This is a genomic window from Pseudomonas sp. MPC6, from assembly GCF_006094435.1.
Classification (GTDB): Bacteria; Pseudomonadota; Gammaproteobacteria; order Pseudomonadales; family Pseudomonadaceae; genus Aquipseudomonas.
This window is the reverse complement of the sequence record NZ_CP034783.1, coordinates 6,734,793-6,753,136: the sequence shown is the minus strand read 5'-3', so window position 1 is coordinate 6,753,136 and position 18,344 is coordinate 6,734,793. Positions and strand designations below refer to the sequence as shown.

Here is an 18,344-nt window from a genome sequence, read left to right as displayed (position 1 = left end):
GAGCGCAGCCGGGGGAATGTGTGGCTGCCAAGGTCGTGCAGTGTACAGGACTGATTGAAGATAGGGTCTGTTGACGCTGGGTGACGGCCGCGACGGTTTATTCCTGTCGCCAGATGGTTCTATGATGGACTTCAATCCGGGAGTTGGAGTCAGCGATGCCTTTGCCGTCCATGAAAGATCAGTTCGCTGCGCTGATCGCTGCACCGTCCGTCAGCTGTACCCAGGCCAGCCTCGATCAAAGCAACCGAGCGGTCATCGATTTGCTGGCGACGTGGCTGGGCGATCTGGGTTTTGCCTGTGATATCCAGCAGGTCAGCCCCGGCAAATTCAATCTGCTGGCCACTTTCGGTTCCGGCCCCGGTGGCCTCGTGCTCGCCGGCCACAGCGACACCGTGCCGTACGACGCCGCGCTGTGGCAGACCGATCCGCTGAAGCTGACCGAAGTCGACGGCCGCTGGGTCGGGCTGGGCAGTTGCGACATGAAGGGCTTTTTCGCCCTGGTCATCGAAGCGGTCATTCCGCTGCTCGCGCAACCGTTCAAACAGCCGCTGCTGATTCTTGCCACCTGTGATGAAGAAAGCTCGATGTCCGGGGCGCGAGCCCTGGCCGAAGCCGGGCGACCGCTGGGCCGTGCCGCAGTGATCGGCGAGCCGACCGGGCTGAAACCGATCCGGATGCACAAAGGCATCATGATGGAGCGCATCGATATCCTCGGCCAGAGCGGTCACTCCTCGGACCCGCGCCTGGGCCACAGCGCCCTCGAAGCCATGCACGATGCCATCGGCGAACTGCGCGGGCTGCGTCTGTTGTGGCAGCGTGAATACCGCAACCCGCAGTTCAGTGTGCCGCACCCGACCATGAATTTCGGCTGCATTCATGGCGGCGACAACCCCAACCGCATTTGCGGCCAGTGCTCGCTGGAGTTCGATCTGCGGCCATTGCCGGGCATGGACCCCAAGGTCCTGCGCGCGGAGATTCTGCAGAAGCTTCGGCCCATTGCCGAGCGGCATCAGGTGAAGATCGATTACGCACCGCTGTTTCCCGAAGTGCCGCCCTTCGAGCAGGCCGAGGATGCGGAATTGGTCCAGGTCGCGGAAAAGCTCACCGGCCATCGCGCCGAAGCAGTGGCATTCGGCACCGAAGCGCCTTATCTTCAACGCCTTGGCTGCGAAACACTGGTGCTCGGCCCTGGCGATATCGCCTGCGCCCACCAACCGGGGGAATACCTCGAAATGTCACGTTTGCAGCCTACGGTGCATCTATTACGTCAACTGATTGAACATTACTGCCTGACACCGGCCAAAACCCCTTTGTAGGAGCGAGCTTGCTCGCGATGGACGTTAACGATGACGGGGGCTGCCTGAATGCATGCGGTGCTCTCACATCCTTCGCGAGCAAGCTCGCTCCTACAGGGGGCGGTTAAATTGCCAGGGTTCCAACCCGTATTCATGAGGAGAACGCGCGTGTCGCCTAGCCTGTTCCGACGATAACCATCAGCCCGCTGTGCATTTTCTGTTTCGCCCATTTTTTGGCTGCTATTTATAACAGGCCCAGGTTCATGCCCGAATACGTCAATTGGCTTCGTCACGCTTCGCCCTACATCAACGCCCACCGCGATTGCACCTTTGTCGTCATGCTCCCCGGCGACGGCGTCGAGCACCCGAACTTCGGCAATATCGTCCACGACCTGGTGCTGTTGCACAGCCTGGGCGTGCGACTGGTGCTGGTGCACGGTTCCCGTCCACAAATTGAAACCCGCCTTGCCGCCCGCGGCCTGACCCCGCATTACCACCACGGCATGCGCATCACCGATGCCGCGACCCTCGAGTGTGTGATCGATGCGGTCGGCCAGTTGCGCATCGCCATCGAAGCGCGACTGTCGATGGACATGGCCTCATCGCCGATGCAGGGCTCGCGCCTGCGGGTGGCCAGCGGCAACCTGGTGACGGCGCGGCCGATCGGCGTGCTGGAAGGCGTCGACTATCACCACACCGGAGAGGTGCGCCGGGTCGATCGCAAGGGCATCAACCGCCTGCTGGATGAGCGCTCCATCGTGCTGCTGTCGCCGTTGGGCTACTCGCCGACCGGCGAGATTTTCAACCTCGCCTGCGAAGATGTCGCCACGCGCGCGGCCATCGACCTCGAGGCGGACAAACTGCTGTTGTTCGGCGCCGACCTCGGCCTTATCGACGAAAACGGGCGTCTGGTTCGCGAGTTGCGTCCGCAGCAGGTGCCGGCGCATTTGCAGCGTTTGGGCAGCGACTATCAGGGCGAACTGCTGGACGCAGCCGCTGAAGCCTGTCGCGGCGGTGTCGCCCGCAGTCATATCGTCAGTTATGTCGAAAACGGCGCATTGCTGACCGAACTGTTCACCCGTGATGGTGGCGGTACGCTGGTGGCCCAGGAGCAATTCGAAATTGTGCGCGAAGCGGCCATTGAAGACGTCGGTGGGTTGCTGGATCTGATCAGCCCGCTGGAAGAGCAGGGGATTCTGGTGCGCCGTTCCCGCGAAGTGCTGGAGCGTGAGATCGAGCAGTTCAGCGTGGTCGAGCGCGAAGGGATGATCATCGCCTGTGCGGCGCTGTATCAGATTGCCGATTCGGATGCCGGGGAGCTGGCCTGTCTGGCGGTGAACCCGGAGTACCGCCATGGCGGGCGCGGGGATGAGCTGCTGGAACGGATCGAGACCCGCGCACGGGCGCAGGGGCTCAATACCTTGTTCGTCCTGACGACCCGGACCGCCCACTGGTTTCGCGAGCGTGGTTTTGTGCCAAGCAGTGTCGAACGTCTGCCATCGGCCCGGGCTTCGCTGTACAACTATCAGCGCAACTCGAAGATCTTCGAAAAAACCCTCTGACACCTATTGGGGTCTGTCCATTCTTCGACACGACCCCTGTAGGAGCTGGCTTGCCAGCGAAGAGGCCGTCACATTCAACATTGATGTCGCCTGACATGCCGCGTTCGCCAGCAAGCCGGCTCCTACAGGGTTCGTCGCATGATCCGTCAGAGAAAATGCGAGCGATACACAAACTGTAATAAATCGACCGGATAGTGCGCGTTTGGTTGGCCTGGCATCGCCGTTTTCGGGGGGAATGTTACCGAATTGCGTCAGGGCCTATCGATCTAAAAAATTTATTACAAATACCTTTTAGGAATTTGCGTTTAGGGCGATCGCTCTATTTCGCGGGTGGACTTTATTCCAAAAAGCATAAGAAATTTTTTTTGATAGTTCTTTTTGGGATTATGACGAGCTCATGACCGCTCAATGACTAAAAAACCGGGGATTAGACTATGGTCGTAGACACACATGGTTACGATTGACTTGTGGGTCACGGTCTGGCGCTAATCGCGCATCTTAGGATCCCGGGCAGATGACCCGGGACCAGGACTACAAGAATTAGAAACGAGAGGAGCGACACAATGAACAAGTCCACCTTGGCTCTGGCCGTGGCCGTAGGGGTTTTGGCGCAGCAGGCAGGCGCCGCGGGTTTCATCGAAGACAGCAAGGCTTCCATCAGTTCCCGCACCATGTACTACAACAACGATAATCGCGATGGCGGCGCGGATCAGCGCGAAACCGCTGAAGGCCTGAAGTTCGATTATCTGTCCGGCTTCACCCAAGGTATTGTCGGTTTTGGTTTTGACGCCCAGGCGCTCCTCGGTATCCACCTCGAGGGTGGCCGTGGTCATCATCCGGATAACAACTCGTTCTTCCCAAGCGACACCGACGGTTCGGCATCGGACACGTACAGCCGCGTGGCAGGTAACGTCAAGGCGCGCTTCTCGAAGACCGAGGCCCACTATGGTGGCGCCCTGCAACCCAACATGCCGATTCTGGTAGCGAACGACAGCCGTCTGCTGCCCCAGACCTTTGAAGGTGGCACCATCACCTCCAAGGAAATCGACAACGTGACCCTCAACGTCGGCCAGCTCGAGCACGCTGCGGGCCGTGCTTCGTCCAACACCACCGGCCTGGCAGTGGCTGGCGGCACCGAGGAAAGCAACCAATTCCGTTATGCCGGTGCGGACTGGAAGGTCACCAAAGACCTCACCCTGCAGTACTACCATGCGAACCTGGAAGATTACTACAAGCAGAACTTCTTCGGCCTGGTGCACGTCCTCCCGATCAGCGCCAACCAGTCCTTCAAGTCTGACCTGCGCTATTTCGACAGCAGCTCCGACGGCAAGAACGGCGATGTGGGCTACCGGTTCAATAACAACGGCGGTTACGCCAAGACACCGGGCGAGGTCGATAACAAGACCTGGAGCGCCATGTTCACCTATACCCTGGGTGCCAACGCGTTCCTGCTCGGCCATCAGCGTGTCAGCGATGACGGCGGCTTCGTTTACCTGAACCAGGGCAACGTGGTCGATGGCAACGGTCGTAACGAAGGGGCCGGCGGCGCGAGCTTCTATTCGTTTACCGATTCGATGATCAACGGCTTCGTCCGGGCTGGTGAAAACACCACCTTCGGCCAGTACACCCTCGACTTCGCTTCCCTGGGTGTTCCAGGCCTGAAAACCTCGATTGCCTACCTGCACGGCGATAACATCAAAGCCGCCAACGGCATTGGTGGCGATCAGTCCGAGTGGGAACGCGACTTGCGAGTGGACTATGTCATCCAGCAGGGTCCTCTTAAAGGTTTCGGCACGACGCTACGTCATGGCACCTACCGTGGCAGCGATACCGGTATTGCCGACCAGGACCAGACCCGTCTGATCTTCAACTACACCTATAGCTTCCTGTAACAGATACTCCGAAAAAGCCTTGCCCTGCTGGGGCGAGGCTTTTTTTTGGATTTTTTTTGTTATTCCAAAATTGTCAATGATGCTAATTTTTTATTCTTTTTAGTTTTTGTTTCCGCCCCTTAAAGTGCATCCATCAGGCACTCGTCAGGCCCGGTAAACACCCGCCCCAGACAGCAGTAACAACCCGATTTGATTTGGCTTACTGGCGGATACCCCGTATCCCGGCCCTGGATAAAGGCTGCAAATCTATATTCCTTAATGGAATAAAAAAATGATGAAATAAATTATTTTGCGATTATCATGCCGGCCGCATCGCGGTGGGCAACCGCAGCACGGCGCTGATTGCGCCTCCAGGATCCGGGCACTCGACCCAGGACCTGGACCGTAAAAAATTAGAAATGAAAGGAGCGAAACATGAACAAGTCCACCTTGGCCCTGGCTGTGGCCGTAGGGGTTTTGGCGCAGCAGGCAGGCGCCGCCGGTTTCATCGAAGACAGCAAGGCAACATTGGGGCTGCGCAACTTCTACATCAACACGGATAACCGTAGCGGTGCTGCCAATCCAAGCAGAAACGAAGAATGGGGCCAAGGCTTCGATCTGCGGTTCATCTCCGGGTATACCCAAGGCACCGTAGGCCTCGGCGTCGACGCCATCGGCCTGTTGGGCGTGCGTCTGGATTCGGGCGGCGGCACTAACGGTGCAGCCAACGGCGCGGCCTACGGTGGCACCGTTTTCCCAAGCGAATCCAACGGCGAAGCGGTCGATAACTTTTCCAGCCTGGGCCTGACGGCCAAGGCCAAGATCTCCCAGACCGAGTTGAAGCTGGGCACCCTGCAGCCAAAACTGCCCGTTATCGTGACCAACGACGGTCGCCTGTTGCCGCAAACCTGGCAGGGTGGCCAGATCACCTCCGGCGAGATCAAAAACCTGACCCTGATCGGTGGCCAGATCGAGCACGTCAAGGGCCGTAACTCCAGCAGCAATGAAGAGCTGAGCATCGGTGGCGCCAACCCGCGTGTCGCCAACAGCAACAAATTCATCTACGGCGGCGGTGACTACAAAATCACCAAAGACCTGACGGCCCAGTATTACTACGGCAACCTCGAAGACTTCTACAAGCAGCACTTCTTGGGGCTGGTGCATAACTGGGCCATCGGTCCGGGCGTATTGAAGTCTGACTTGCGCTACTTCAACAGCTCCGATGACGGTGCCAACAGCAATACCCCGGCTTACTACAGCAACGGCAACTACACCGGTATGCCGAGCGGCAAGGGCAAGGTCGACAACAACCTGTACAGCGGTCTGTTCCTGTACACCGTTGCCGGTCACACCTTCGGTGCCGGTTACCAGGTCAGCAACGGTAGCAGCGACTTCCCTTGGTTGAACCAGGGCGACGGTTCGTCGAACTACACCATCACTGACATGCAGATCCAGAAGTTTGGCCGTGCCGGTGAGCGCACCTGGCAGGCTCGCTATGCCTACGATTTCGCGAAGGTCGGCGTGCCTGGCTTGACCGCTGGCCTGGTTTACTTGCGTGGCGACGACATCGATACCGTCAACGCCGGTGGTGTGCAAAACAACGCCAACCGTTCCGAGTGGGAACGCGACCTGACCGTGGGTTACGTCGTACCTGAGGGGCCGTTGAAAAACGTTGGTTTCATGTGGAAAAACGCGACATGGCGCACCAACATCCCGGGCGTTCGCGACCAGGACGAAAACCGCCTGATCCTCAGCTACTCGATCCCGCTGTTGTAATAGCGCTCGCGTCAGCGATGTAAAAAAGCCCCGCCCGGCATCACGCCGGGCGGGGCTTTTACGTTTTCGATAGCAGGCTCACGCCGTGAGCCTTCGTCGAAATCGCGCTTTTTTGCAGCGACTCAAGGCCTTCTCGAACCTTGTCGCGGAGAGTCGCCCCGCGGCAGGATCAAGTCCAGTGAACAGATATTTAATATTCATTTATGGTCTAAACAAATCGATATTTATTCTTTTTAATGAATAAAAAATACAGGCACAGTTGGGCTCATCCAGCACTCACCAGGAGCAGCACCATGAGCCTCAGACTGGGCGATACCGCCCCCGATTTCGAACAGGATTCCAGCGTCGGCACCCTCCGTTTTCACGAGTGGCTGGGTGATAGCTGGGGCGTGCTGTTTTCCCACCCGGCGGACTTCACACCCGTGTGCACTACTGAACTCGGCTTCACGGCCAAGTTGAAAGACGAGTTCGCCCAACGTGGGGTCAAGGCCATCGCGTTGTCGGTAGACCCGGTGGATTCGCACCACCGATGGATCGAAGACATCAACGAAACCCAGAACACGATCGTCAACTTCCCGATCCTGGCCGATGCCGATCGCAAGGTGTCGGACCTCTATGACCTGATCCACCCCAACGCCAATGACACCTTGACCGTACGTTCGTTGTTTGTGATCGACCCGAACAAAAAGGTCCGGTTGACCATCACCTATCCGGCGAGCACCGGTCGAAACTTCAATGAAATCCTGCGGGTGATCGATTCGCTGCAACTCACGGATAACTACAAGGTGGCAACCCCGGCCAACTGGCAGGACGGTGATGAAGTGGTGATCGTGCCGTCGCTCAAGGATGAAGATGAGATCAGGAAACGCTTTCCCCAGGGGTATCGCGCGGTGAAGCCGTACCTGCGTCTGACGCCGCAGCCGAACAAATAGTGCTGTATGGCCGCAATCGCTATCGCGGGCTTGCCCGCGAAGGCGGCAGACCGGCCAGTGCAAGATTCAAATCATCCATAAAAGCAGGGGATTTCAGGCCATTTCGATGGCCTGTTTTTTTGCCTGGGGAAAAATAGTTCGCATAGAACTTTAACGAATAACTAAATGAATAATTATGATTTATAGATATATAAATCACCTGTTAAGGTCTCTCCATCAACGCGAGACCGCAAACCGCGAATCGCCAACACCGTACAAGGAATCGTCTGAATGCTGGTTGTCTCACTCGGTGGCAGTCCCAGCCAACGCTCCCGTTCCGGGGTGCTGCTGGAACGCTCGCAACGTTGGTTGCAGGAGCAAGGTGTGGAAGTGGTGAGTTATCAGGTACGGGACTTCCCGGCCGAAGACTTGCTGCACGCACGGTTCGACAGCCCGAAGGTGATCGACCTGCTGCAACAGATTGAAAATGCTGACGGGCTGCTGATCGCGACCCCGGTCTACAAGGCATCGTTCTCCGGCGCATTGAAAACCGTGCTGGACCTGCTGCCCGAGCGCGCGCTGGCCCATAAAGTGGTGTTGCCGATGGCCACCGGTGGCAGCATCGCCCACATGCTGGCGGTGGATTACGCGCTCAAGCCGGTGTTGTCGGCATTGAAGGCCCAGGAAATGCTCCATGGGATTTTCGCCGTCGACAGCCAGATCGCTTATGGCGAAGGCAGCGCCCTGGCGCAATTGGCGCCGGAGCTGGAGCAACGATTGAGCGAATCGCTGGAGCTGTTTTTCAGCGCCATGGCCCGACGGCCAAAGCCGATCGACCCGAACCTGTTGAATGAACGTTTGTTGAGTGCTCGCTGGAGCATTTAAGCCCGCACTTTAGCCACACCTGAATTTGAAGTACTCACCTTACTGGCCCGCTAACGGGCAAGCAGGTGCAGCCAAAACCCTACTGCAAAAAGGAGAGCGCTATGCGCACTGTCATTTTGCGTCGTGGTCTGGTCGCTCTGTTTGCTGCGGCTGTGTCCTTCGGCGTCATTACTCAAGCTCAGGCCGAGACCTTACGGATCGGTTATCAAAAGTACGGCACCCTGGTGCTGCTCAAAGCCAAAGGCACCCTGGAAAAACGCCTCGCCGCCCAAGGCGTGGACGTGCAATGGACCGAATTTCCCGGTGGCCCGCAGCTGCTGGAAGGCCTGAACGTCGGCTCCATCGACTTCGGCGTCACCGGCGAAACGCCACCGGTATTCGCCCAGGCGGCCGGCGCCGATCTGCTCTACGTCGCCTATGAACCACCGGCGCCGCACAGCGAAGCGATCCTGGTGCCGAAGGACTCGCCGATCAAATCGGTACAGGAGCTCAAGGGCAAGAAAGTCGTCCTGAACAAAGGCTCCAACGTGCACTACCTGCTGGTCCGTGCGCTGGAAGACGCCGGCCTCAAATACACCGACATCCAGACCGTGTTCCTGCCACCGGCCGATGCCCGCGCCGCGTTCGAGCGTGGCAGCGTCGATGCCTGGGTGATCTGGGACCCGTACCAGGCGGCTGCCGAACAGCAGTTGCAAGCCCGCACCCTGCGTGATGGCCAAGGCATCGTCGACAACCATCAGTTCTACCTGGCGACCAAACCCTACGCGCAGAAAAATCCCGAGGTGATCAAGACCCTGGTGGAAGAAGTGCGCGCGGTCGGTGAATGGTCCAAGGCCAATCCCGTCGAGGTGACCAAACAGGTCTCGCCGCTGCTCGGCCTGCCGGAAGACATCACCCTGACCTCGGTGAAACGCCAGGGCTACGGCGCACTGTTCCTGACCCCTGAAGTGGTCGCCGCCCAACAGAAAATTGCCGACAGCTTCCATCAGCTCAAGCTGATTCCCAAGCCGCTGAGCATCAAAGACGTGATCTGGACGCCGCCGGCGGCCGTTGCCAAAACGCAATAATCCGATTTCCTAAGGAGACCACTCCATGAGCCTCAATATTTTCTGGTTCCTGCCTACCCACGGCGACGGCCATTACCTTGGCACCGCCGAAGGCGCTCGCGCCGTCGACCACGGTTACCTGCAGCAAGTCGCGCAAGCGGCGGATCGCCTGGGCTTCGGCGGGGTGTTGATCCCCACCGGGCGCTCCTGCGAAGACTCGTGGCTGGTGGCGGCGTCGCTGATTCCGGTGACCCAGCGCCTGAAATTCCTTGTCGCCCTGCGCCCCGGGATCATTTCCCCGACGGTGGCGGCGCGTCAGGCCGCGACCCTGGATCGCCTGTCCGGCGGTCGTGCACTGTTCAACCTGGTCACCGGTGGCGACCCGGACGAACTGGCCGGTGACGGTTTGTTCCTGACCCACGAAGAGCGCTACCAGGCTTCGGTGGAATTCACCCGCATCTGGCGTCGGGTGCTGGAAGGGGAAACCGTCGATTACGACGGTCAGCACATCAGCGTCAAGGGTGCCAAGCTGCTCTATCCACCGATCCAGCAACCGCGTCCGCCGCTGTACTTCGGCGGTTCTTCGGAAGCGGCGCAAGACCTCGCGGCAGAGCAGGTCGAAATGGTCCTGACCTGGGGCGAGCCGCCTGCGGCCGTGGCCGAGAAGATCGAACAAGTACGCGCCAAAGCCGCGAAGCTCGGACGTACCGTGCGTTTCGGCATTCGCCTGCATGTGATCGTGCGTGAAACCAATGCCGAGGCGTGGCAAGCGGCCGATCGCTTGATCTCGCACCTGGACGACGAAACCATCTCCCGCGCCCAGGCTTCCCTGGCACGCTTCGATTCGGTCGGCCAGCAACGCATGGCGGCACTGCATGGCGGCAGTCGCGACAACCTGGAAGTCAGCCCCAACCTGTGGGCCGGCGTTGGCCTGGTGCGCGGTGGTGCCGGTACGGCACTGGTGGGCGACGGCCCGACCGTGGCCGCCCGCGTGAAGGAATATGCGGAGCTGGGCATCGACACCTTCATCTTCTCCGGTTATCCCCACTTGGAAGAATCCTACCGCGTCGCCGAATTGCTGTTCCCGCACCTGGACATCGAACGTCCGGAATTGCCGAAAAGCGGCGGGTATGTCAGCCCGTTTGGTGAAATGGTCGCCAACGACATTCTTCCCAAAGCCGCGTCCCAGAGCTGAGGCGGGCCATGAAGAAACTTATTCATAGCCTCGCGCCCTGGGCGTTGCCGGTGTTGCTGCTGGCGGTATGGCAGCTGTCGGTGTCGGCGGGCTGGTTGTCGACGCGAATCCTGCCCGCGCCCATTGCCGTCATCGAATCCGGCGTGAGCCTGGTCCGCAGCGGTGAAATCTGGACTCACCTGGCCATCAGCGGCTGGCGTGCGGCGCTGGGTTTCGCCATTGGCGGCGGCATCGGCCTGACCCTGGGTTTCATCACCGGCCTGTCGAAATGGGGTGAACGCCTGCTCGACAGCTCGGTGCAAATGATCCGCAACGTACCGCACCTGGCGTTGATTCCGCTGGTGATCCTGTGGTTCGGCATCGACGAGTCGGCGAAGATTTTCCTGGTCGCCCTGGGCACGTTGTTCCCGATCTACCTCAACACCTATCACGGCATCCGCAACGTCGACCCGGCGCTGGTGGAAATGTCCCGCAGTTATGGCTTGTCCGGTTTCAGCCTGTTCCGTCAGGTGATCCTGCCCGGTGCTCTGCCTTCGATTCTGGTCGGTGTGCGCTTCGCCCTGGGCTTCATGTGGCTGACCCTGATCGTCGCGGAAACCATCTCCGCCAGCTCCGGCATAGGCTACCTGGCGATGAATGCCCGGGAGTTCCTGCAGACCGACGTGGTGGTGCTGGCGATTCTGCTGTACGCGGTGCTCGGCAAACTCGCCGACCTCGCGGCCCGTGGGCTTGAACGTGTGTGGCTGCGCTGGCATCCGGCCTACCAGGTCGTTAAAGGAGGTGCCGCATGACTGCTCAACAACCTCCACGCCTGCTGCGCGGTATTCCGCTGGCGGTGCGCAAGCTGCAAAAAACCTTTGGTTCGCGGCAAGTGTTGCGCGAGATCGACCTGCATATTCCAGCCGGTCAATTCGTCGCGGTCGTCGGTCGCAGCGGCTGTGGCAAAAGTACCTTGCTGCGCTTGCTTGCCGGGCTCGACAAACCCACGGGCGGTGAATTGCTGGCCGGCTCCGCGCCGCTGAGCGAGGCGCGGGAAGACACCCGGCTGATGTTTCAGGAAGCGCGTCTATTGCCCTGGAAGAAGGTGATCGACAACGTCGGTCTCGGGCTCAAGGGCAATTGGCGGCCGCAAGCGTTGGAAGCGTTGGAAGCGGTAGGCCTGGCGGACCGCGCCAACGAGTGGCCGGCGGCCTTGTCCGGTGGGCAGAAGCAACGTGTGGCCCTGGCCCGCGCGCTGATCCACCAACCGCGCTTGCTGTTGCTGGACGAGCCCCTGGGCGCCCTGGATGCCTTGACTCGCATTGAAATGCAGCAGCTGATCGAACGCCTCTGGCAAAAGCACGGCTTTACCGTGTTGCTGGTGACCCACGACGTCAGTGAAGCGGTGGCGATTGCCGATCGGGTGATCCTGATCGAAGACGGTGAAGTCGGTCTCGATTTGCTCGTGGAACTGCCACGCCCTCGGGTGCGCGGCTCCCATCGGCTGGCGGCACTGGAAACCGAAGTGCTCAACCGCGTCCTGGCGCTGCCCGGACAGCCGCCGGAGCCGGAACCTGTTTCACCGTTGCCTACGCAATTGCGTTGGGCGCAATAACTCAAAGCCTCACCTCTAAGACAGGAATCAACATCATGACTATCAAAGCCATCAACGTTCGCAACCAGTTCAAGGGCTCGATCAAGGAAATCGTCCTGGGTGATGTCCTTTCGGAAATCGACGTGCAGACCGCTTCCGGCATCGTGACGTCGGTGATCACCACGCGCTCGGTAAAAGAGCTGGAGCTGGTGGTTGGCAGCGAAGTGATCGCGTTTGTGAAATCCACCGAGGTGTCGATCGCCAAGTTGTGAGCGCATGCGGTGCACCCGACTCCGGAGGGCGTGAGCCCTTTGGGGTTTTTTGTGGGTGTGAATCAGTGAGTGCGGTGGTGCGGCCTTCGCGAGCAAGCCCGCTCCCACATTTGATCTGTGGTGTACAAAAAATTTTGCGCATGGCAGCGGTCTAGTGTGGGAGCGGGCTTGCTCGCGAAGAGGCCCGCACGGACAACAAAAAAATCAGGTCGATATAGCGCGCTTCGGCAAATACGGCGGCAAATACAGCCCCAGATACGCATCAAACACCCGCATCCCTTCCTCCGCCATCCGCGGCGTAATCTGCCCGTGCTGCTGCACCGAGCGCGCATACACCCGATCCCCCAACTCCATGGCCAGTGCAAACACATCGACTTCACTCGGCAGCCTTGGCAGTTCGAAGTGATGATCGAACAGCTTGTGCATCAGGTCTCCGAGCTCGATGTCATGCTGGCGGTCGGCCTGGGTGACTTCGGTCAGGCCGTGCTGGGCGAGGATCAGTTGCCGGGCTGCGGCGTCTTCGCTGTAGATCTCGAGCATGCGCTGTTCCACCAGCCGCGACAGGTCGCGCCAGCCGCTGAGGGCGCCGTGGTCGATGGGCGCTTGCAGGCAAGCGCGGAAGGCGGCGTGGATGTCGGCGGTCAGGGCTTCGAGCAGGGCAGGGACGCTGGCGAAGAAGTGGTAGACGGAGGAGGGCGGGATCTGCGCGCGTTCAGCGACGCTGTAGATCGACAGACTGGCCACGCCTTCGGCAGCCAGCAGCGTGCGGGCGGCATCGAGGATCGAATCGATCCGGGCCTGGCTGCGGGCGCGGGGTTTGCGTGGGGTGGCGAGTCGGGTCATTGAAGTCTCCTGCGGGGGCAGCGGGCATTGTACGAGCAGGGTTGTGTGTTGTCTTCCAGGACGCCTTCGCCGGCAAGCCGGCGCCTACAGGTTGTGTGTCGAGCACAAGATCTGTATTCGCTAAAGATCCCCTGTAGGAGCTGGCTTGCCAGCGAACCGCCGAAGGCGGCCATAAAAAAACGCCGCTGGCTGTGAGGCCGGCGGCGTTGTTTTCACTGCAACCGCTTAAACGGTATGCAGGTACCAGTTGTACTCAAGGTCGGAGATGGAATGTTCAAACTCTTCCAGCTCACTCTCCTTGCAAGCGACAAAGATATCGATGTATTTCGGATCGATGTACTTGGCCATGACTTCGCTGTCGTCCAGCTCGCGCAGTGCATCGCGCAGGTTGTTCGGCAGGCTCTGCTCGTTCTGCTCGTAGGAGTTGCCTTCCACGGGTGCGCCCGGCTCGATCTTGTTGGTCAGGCCGTGGTGCACGCCTGCCAGGACCGAAGCCATCAACAGATACGGGTTGGCATCGGCGCCGGCTACACGGTGTTCGATGCGCACGGCATCGGAAGAACCGGTCGGGACGCGGATCGCCACGGTACGGTTGTCCAGGCCCCAGCACGGCGAGTTCGGCACGTAGAACTGTGCGCCGAAACGACGGTAGGAGTTGACGTTCGGGCAGAGGAAAGCCATCTGCGCCGGTAGGGTCTCGAGCACACCGCCGATCGCGTGACGCAGTGCGGCGTTCTGCTCGGGATCCTCGCTGGCAAAAATATTCTTGCCGTCTCTGTCGAGAATCGAGATGTGGACGTGCAGACCGTTGCCCGCCTGGCCCGGATAAGGCTTGGCCATGAAGGTGGTGTCCATTTCATGGTCGTAGGCGATGTTCTTGATCAGGCGCTTGAGCAGGACCGCGTAGTCGCAGGCCTTGATCGGGTCGGCCACGTGGTGCAGGTTCACTTCGAACTGCGCCGGGGCACTTTCCTTGACGATGGCGTCGGCCGGGATGCCTTGCTCCTTCGCACCTTCCAGAATGTCCTGGAGGCAGTCGACGTATTCGTCGAGGTCGTCGATCAGGTACACCTGAGTCGAATGCGGGCGTTTGCCGGAGATTGGCGAGCGTGGCGGCTGTGGACGGCCGTTCACGTTTTCCTGGTCGATCAGGTAGAACTCCAGTTCGAACGCGGCGCAGATGGTCAGGCCCATCTCGTCAAACTTGGTAACAACTTGACGCAGGACTTCACGGGGATCCGCGAAGAAAGGTTCACCTTCGAGTTCGTGCATGGTCATTAACAGTTGCGCGGTAGGGCGCTTCTGCCAGGGCTCGTTGCACAGGGTGTCAGGGATTGGATAGCAGATTCGGTCAGCATCGCCGATGTCCAGGCCCAGGCCGGTGCTTTCCACCGTCGAGCCATTGATATCCAGAGCAAATAGAGAGGCCGGCAGGTTGATGCCTTTCTCGTAAACCTTGTGGAGACTGGTGCGTTCAATGCGCTTGCCGCGCACCACACCATTCATATCCGCAATCAGAAGGTCAACGTACAGAACCTCAGGATGTTCCTTAAGGAACGCGTTCGCTTCGTTAAGCTGAACGGCACGCGGGGGTACCGACATGATGCAACACCTTTGTTGTTAAAAATATCAATCATTGATCTCTTCGGTTTCCAGTCAACCCGAACGGCATGCCGAAGTCAAGTAAGGCCTTTTTTGCCCTAAAAAAGCGCTCGTAAGGCTTTTTTGCGGCAGTTTGGCGCGTTTTTATGCCTTTGAGCGCTTTGCCGGCCGCGGGCTTGAGCGGGCCGTGTTGTATTTTTTACGGGGGTGTTGTGTAAAAAAATGAACAAGGCTAAGCTCGATTCAAACCCATAACAGCAATAATACCGGGGTGCTTCATGTCTCGCCTGCCGTTAATCGGCGTCACCCTCTGCCCCGGGCAGATCGGTCTGCATGCTTATCACATCAGTGGCGACACTTACGTCCACGCCGCAGCCTCCGCGGCCAAGGGCGTGCCGTTGATTGTTCCATCCCTGCCGGATGTGCCGTCCCTGTCCGATATTCTGGACGGTCCGGATGCCATTCTCTTTACCGGCTCTGTTTCTAATATAGAACCGTTTTACGCTAGTGGCCCGGCCAATGTGCCGAGACCTGCTCATGATTCTGCACGCCCCTCTACACGCTGGTTGACCCATGACATTGTCGAGGTGGGCCTTTGTGCGCGGCCCTTGCAGTGGCAATCTGTACCAAGCGACGCCGATGCGTCAAACAACGCCTGACTTATAAGAGTCAGGAAACTCAGCCTAAGAGGCATTTATGAGTCACAACCTCGACCAGCTCACCGATTGGTTGAAAGACCACAAGATCACAGAAGTCGAATGCATGATCGCCGACTTGACCGGGATCACCCGGGGCAAGATTTCGCCGACCAACAAGTTCATTGCCGAAAAAGGCATGCGCCTGCCCGAGAGCGTTCTGTTGCAGACCGTGACCGGCGACTATGTCGAAGACGACATCTATTACGAACTGCTCGACCCGGCCGACATCGACATGATCTGCCGGCCGGACGCGAATGCGGTGTTCCTGGTGCCCTGGGCCATCGAGCCGACTGCCCAGGTGATCCACGACACCTACGACAAGCAAGGCAACCCGATCGAGCTGTCGCCGCGCAACGTGCTCAAGAAGGTCCTGAAACTCTATGCCGACCACGGTTGGCAGCCGATCGTGGCGCCGGAAATGGAGTTCTACCTGACCAAGCGCAGCGAGGACCCGGACTATCCGCTGCAACCGCCGATTGGCCGCTCCGGCCGCCCGGAAACCGGTCGCCAGTCGTTCTCGATCGAGGCGGCGAACGAGTTCGATCCGCTGTTCGAAGACGTCTACGACTGGTGCGAGCTGCAGGAGCTGGACCTCGACACGCTGATCCACGAGGACGGCACCGCACAGATGGAAATCAACTTCCGTCACGGCGATGCCCTGTCCCTGGCCGACCAGATCCTGGTGTTCAAGCGCACCATGCGCGAGGCCGCACTCAAGCATGACGTGGCGGCCACCTTCATGGCCAAGCCGATGACCGGCGAGCCGGGCAGCGCGATGCATTTGCACCAGAGCATCATCAACATCGAGACCGGCAAGAACGTCTTCTCCAATGAAGACGGGACCATGAGCCAGCTGTTCCTGAACCACATCGGTGGCTTGCAGAAACTGATCCCCGAGCTGTTGCCGCTGTTCGCTCCGAACGTCAACTCGTTCCGCCGCTTCCTGCCGGACACCTCGGCGCCGGTGAACGTGGAGTGGGGCGAAGAGAACCGCACCGTGGGCCTGCGGGTTCCGGATGCGGGGCCGCAAAACCGTCGGGTGGAAAACCGCCTGCCGGGGGCCGATGCCAACCCGTACCTGGCCATCGCCGCGAGCCTGCTGTGCGGTTACATCGGCATGGTCGAAGGCCTGAACCCAAGTGCGCCGGTCGTGGGGCGCGGCTATGAACGCCGCAACCTGCGCCTGCCGCTGACCATCGAGGACGCGCTGGAGCGCATGGAAAACAGCGCGACCGTCGAGAAATACCTGGGCAAGAAATTCATCACTGGCTACGTCGCGGTCAAGCGGGCCGAGCATGAAAACTTCAAGCGCGTGATCAGTTCGTGGGAGCGGGAATTCCTGCTCTTTGCCGTCTGATGCGCCGGGCGCGGCGGGAAATTGCCGCGCCCTTCACTGAAAATCTTAGGAGAGTTCGCATGACCAGCAACAACCCGCAAACCCGTGAATGGCAAACCCTGAGCAACGATCACCACCTGGCCCCGTTCAGCGATTTCAAGCAGCTGAAAGAGAAAGGCCCGCGGATCATCACCAGCGCCAAGGGTGTTTACCTCTGGGACAGCGAAGGCAACAAGATCCTCGACGGCATGGCCGGCCTGTGGTGCGTAGCGATCGGCTACGGTCGCGATGAACTGGCCGATGCCGCCAGCAAACAGATGCGCGAACTGCCTTATTACAACCTGTTCTTCCAGACCGCTCACCCGCCGGTGCTGGAACTGGCCAAGGCCATCGCCGACATCGCGCCTGAAGGCATGAATCATGTGTTCTTCACCGGTTCCGGTTCCGAAGGCAACGACACCATGTTGCGTATGGTTCGGCACTATTGGGCGATCAAGGGCCAACCGAAGAAGAAGGTCATCATCAGCCGCAAGAATGGCTATCACGGTTCGACCGTGGCCGGCGCGAGCCTGGGTGGCATGACGTACATGCACGAACAGGGCGATTTGCCGATCCCGGGCATCGTCCATATCGCCCAGCCGTACTGGTTTGGTGAAGGTGGCGACATGACGCCGGATGAGTTCGGTACCTGGGCCGCCAATCAGCTGGAAGAGAAGATCCTGGAAGTCGGCGTCGACAACGTCGGGGCCTTTATTGCCGAGCCTATCCAGGGTGCCGGCGGCGTGATCATTCCGCCAGACACCTACTGGCCGCGCATCAAGGCAATCCTCGCCAAGTACGACATCCTGTTCGTGGCGGACGAAGTGATCTGCGGGTTTGGTCGCACCGGTGAGTGGTTCGGTACCGATTTCTACGGCCTCAAGCCCGACATGATGACCATCGCCAAAGGCCTGACCTCCGGTTACATCCCGATGGGTGGCCTGATCGTGCGTGACGAAGTGGTGGCGGTGCTCAACGAAGGGGGCGATTTCAACCACGGCTTCACCTATTCCGGGCACCCGGTGGCCGCTGCGGTGGCCCTGGAAAATATCCGCATCCTGCGCGAAGAAAAAATTGTCGAGCGCGTTCGTACAGAAACGGCACCCTATTTGCAGAAGCGTCTGCGGGAGCTGAACGATCACCCGCTGGTGGGTGAAGTGCGCGGCGTTGGTCTGTTGGGGGCCATCGAACTGGTTCAGGACAAGGCCACTCGCAAACGTTACGAGGGCAAGGGCGTTGGCATGATCTGCCGCACGTTCTGCTTCGAAAACGGCCTGATCATGCGCGCCGTCGGCGACACCATGATCATCGCTCCGCCCCTGGTGATTACACCGGCTGAAATCGATGAGCTGATAACAAAGGCACGCAAGTGTCTGGACCTGACCTTGAGTGCGTTGCAGGGCTAAGTGCTAGGCTCTGGGCGGGGTGTGACGTGTGCAC

15 protein-coding genes and 1 pseudogene are annotated in these 18,344 nt (G+C 59.5%); 14 read left to right on the top strand and 2 right to left on the bottom strand.

All coding sequences use genetic code 11. The annotated features are described in order from the left end of the window. Positions 1 to 155: 155 nt before the first annotated feature. The 11 genes from argE to ELQ88_RS33535 all read left to right on the top strand — a co-directional run bounded on the left by argE (position 156) and on the right by ELQ88_RS33535 (position 12,386). Positions 156 to 1,316, top strand: a complete 1,161-nt coding sequence (gene argE, locus ELQ88_RS33585; protein WP_128870560.1) for an acetylornithine deacetylase — start codon at positions 156 to 158, stop codon at positions 1,314 to 1,316. A 242-nt stretch (positions 1,317 to 1,558) separates the two neighbouring features. After that, a complete protein-coding gene (gene argA / locus ELQ88_RS33580) occupies positions 1,559 to 2,857 on the top strand; it encodes an amino-acid N-acetyltransferase (RefSeq protein WP_128870561.1) in 1,299 nt (432 codons plus the stop codon). Between the two features lie 563 nt (positions 2,858 to 3,420). Next, positions 3,421 to 4,749, top strand: a complete 1,329-nt coding sequence (locus tag ELQ88_RS33575; RefSeq protein WP_138969439.1) for an OprD family porin — start codon at positions 3,421 to 3,423, stop codon at positions 4,747 to 4,749. A 414-nt stretch (positions 4,750 to 5,163) separates the two neighbouring features. Then, entirely contained in the window at positions 5,164 to 6,504 is a 1,341-nt protein-coding gene (locus tag ELQ88_RS33570; protein WP_128870563.1) for an OprD family porin, read from the top strand. Between the two features lie 293 nt (positions 6,505 to 6,797). Continuing rightward, the gene (locus tag ELQ88_RS33565) at positions 6,798 to 7,436 is read left to right on the top strand and encodes a peroxiredoxin (RefSeq protein ID WP_138969438.1); all 639 of its coding nucleotides are present in this window, start codon (positions 6,798 to 6,800) and stop codon (positions 7,434 to 7,436) included. Positions 7,437 to 7,706: 270 nt separating this feature from the next. Further along, a complete protein-coding gene (gene ssuE, locus ELQ88_RS33560; RefSeq protein WP_128870565.1) occupies positions 7,707 to 8,300 on the top strand; it encodes an NADPH-dependent FMN reductase in 594 nt (197 codons plus the stop codon). Between the two features lie 101 nt (positions 8,301 to 8,401). Continuing rightward, entirely contained in the window at positions 8,402 to 9,367 is a 966-nt protein-coding gene (locus tag ELQ88_RS33555) for a sulfonate ABC transporter substrate-binding protein (protein WP_128870566.1), read from the top strand. A 25-nt stretch (positions 9,368 to 9,392) separates the two neighbouring features. After that, the gene (ssuD, locus tag ELQ88_RS33550; protein ID WP_128870567.1) at positions 9,393 to 10,541 is read left to right on the top strand and encodes an FMNH2-dependent alkanesulfonate monooxygenase; all 1,149 of its coding nucleotides are present in this window, start codon (positions 9,393 to 9,395) and stop codon (positions 10,539 to 10,541) included. An 8-nt stretch (positions 10,542 to 10,549) separates the two neighbouring features. Then, positions 10,550 to 11,332, top strand: coding sequence for an aliphatic sulfonate ABC transporter permease SsuC (gene ssuC, locus ELQ88_RS33545; RefSeq protein ID WP_138969437.1), 783 nt, complete (start codon positions 10,550 to 10,552; stop codon positions 11,330 to 11,332). Further along, positions 11,329 to 12,135, top strand: a complete 807-nt coding sequence (gene ssuB / locus ELQ88_RS33540) for an aliphatic sulfonates ABC transporter ATP-binding protein (RefSeq protein WP_128870569.1) — start codon at positions 11,329 to 11,331, stop codon at positions 12,133 to 12,135. Before ssuC ends, ssuB begins: the two co-directional genes overlap by 4 nt. 35 nt (positions 12,136 to 12,170) lie before the next feature. Next, positions 12,171 to 12,386, top strand: coding sequence for a TOBE domain-containing protein (locus ELQ88_RS33535; RefSeq protein WP_003229256.1), 216 nt, complete (start codon positions 12,171 to 12,173; stop codon positions 12,384 to 12,386). Between the two features lie 204 nt (positions 12,387 to 12,590). Here ELQ88_RS33535 and ELQ88_RS33530 read toward each other — a convergent pair whose 3' ends face one another. Together ELQ88_RS33530 and ELQ88_RS33525 are read right to left on the bottom strand one after the other, a co-directional pair. Then, positions 12,591 to 13,229 (bottom strand): TetR/AcrR family transcriptional regulator, encoded by a 639-nt coding sequence (locus tag ELQ88_RS33530; protein ID WP_128870571.1) that lies wholly within the window; start codon positions 13,227 to 13,229, stop codon positions 12,591 to 12,593. Between the two features lie 225 nt (positions 13,230 to 13,454). After that, entirely contained in the window at positions 13,455 to 14,831 is a 1,377-nt protein-coding gene (locus ELQ88_RS33525) for a glutamine synthetase family protein (RefSeq protein WP_054616983.1), read from the bottom strand. A gap of 278 nt (positions 14,832 to 15,109) precedes the next feature. Here ELQ88_RS33525 and ELQ88_RS33520 point away from each other — a divergent pair. From ELQ88_RS33520 to ELQ88_RS33510, 3 genes and pseudogenes are all read left to right on the top strand, one after another. Continuing rightward, a pseudogene (locus tag ELQ88_RS33520) lies at positions 15,110 to 15,382 on the top strand (gamma-glutamyl-gamma-aminobutyrate hydrolase family protein); the annotation flags it as partial. Between the two features lie 145 nt (positions 15,383 to 15,527). After that, positions 15,528 to 16,886: a glutamine synthetase family protein gene (locus ELQ88_RS33515; RefSeq protein ID WP_128870573.1), complete on the top strand. Its 1,359-nt coding sequence runs from the start codon at positions 15,528 to 15,530 to the stop codon at positions 16,884 to 16,886. Between the two features lie 59 nt (positions 16,887 to 16,945). Next, the gene (locus ELQ88_RS33510; protein ID WP_138969436.1) at positions 16,946 to 18,310 is read left to right on the top strand and encodes an aspartate aminotransferase family protein; all 1,365 of its coding nucleotides are present in this window, start codon (positions 16,946 to 16,948) and stop codon (positions 18,308 to 18,310) included. Positions 18,311 to 18,344: the final 34 nt, after the last annotated feature.

Coding starts and splice junctions, on each gene's coding strand:
- ssuB (WP_128870569.1), top strand. CDS start 11,329: ATGACTGCTCAACAACCTCCACGCCTGCTGCGCGGTATTCCGCTGGCG.
- ELQ88_RS33570 (WP_128870563.1), top strand. CDS start 5,164: ATGAACAAGTCCACCTTGGCCCTGGCTGTGGCCGTAGGGGTTTTGGCG.
- ssuD (WP_128870567.1), top strand. CDS start 9,393: ATGAGCCTCAATATTTTCTGGTTCCTGCCTACCCACGGCGACGGCCAT.
- ELQ88_RS33525 (WP_054616983.1), bottom strand. CDS start 14,831: ATGTCGGTACCCCCGCGTGCCGTTCAGCTTAACGAAGCGAACGCGTTC.
- ssuC (WP_138969437.1), top strand. CDS start 10,550: ATGAAGAAACTTATTCATAGCCTCGCGCCCTGGGCGTTGCCGGTGTTG.
- ELQ88_RS33565 (WP_138969438.1), top strand. CDS start 6,798: ATGAGCCTCAGACTGGGCGATACCGCCCCCGATTTCGAACAGGATTCC.
- ELQ88_RS33515 (WP_128870573.1), top strand. CDS start 15,528: ATGAGTCACAACCTCGACCAGCTCACCGATTGGTTGAAAGACCACAAG.
- argE (WP_128870560.1), top strand. CDS start 156: ATGCCTTTGCCGTCCATGAAAGATCAGTTCGCTGCGCTGATCGCTGCA.
- ELQ88_RS33555 (WP_128870566.1), top strand. CDS start 8,402: ATGCGCACTGTCATTTTGCGTCGTGGTCTGGTCGCTCTGTTTGCTGCG.
- argA (WP_128870561.1), top strand. CDS start 1,559: ATGCCCGAATACGTCAATTGGCTTCGTCACGCTTCGCCCTACATCAAC.
- ssuE (WP_128870565.1), top strand. CDS start 7,707: ATGCTGGTTGTCTCACTCGGTGGCAGTCCCAGCCAACGCTCCCGTTCC.
- ELQ88_RS33510 (WP_138969436.1), top strand. CDS start 16,946: ATGACCAGCAACAACCCGCAAACCCGTGAATGGCAAACCCTGAGCAAC.
- ELQ88_RS33530 (WP_128870571.1), bottom strand. CDS start 13,229: ATGACCCGACTCGCCACCCCACGCAAACCCCGCGCCCGCAGCCAGGCC.
- ELQ88_RS33535 (WP_003229256.1), top strand. CDS start 12,171: ATGACTATCAAAGCCATCAACGTTCGCAACCAGTTCAAGGGCTCGATC.
- ELQ88_RS33575 (WP_138969439.1), top strand. CDS start 3,421: ATGAACAAGTCCACCTTGGCTCTGGCCGTGGCCGTAGGGGTTTTGGCG.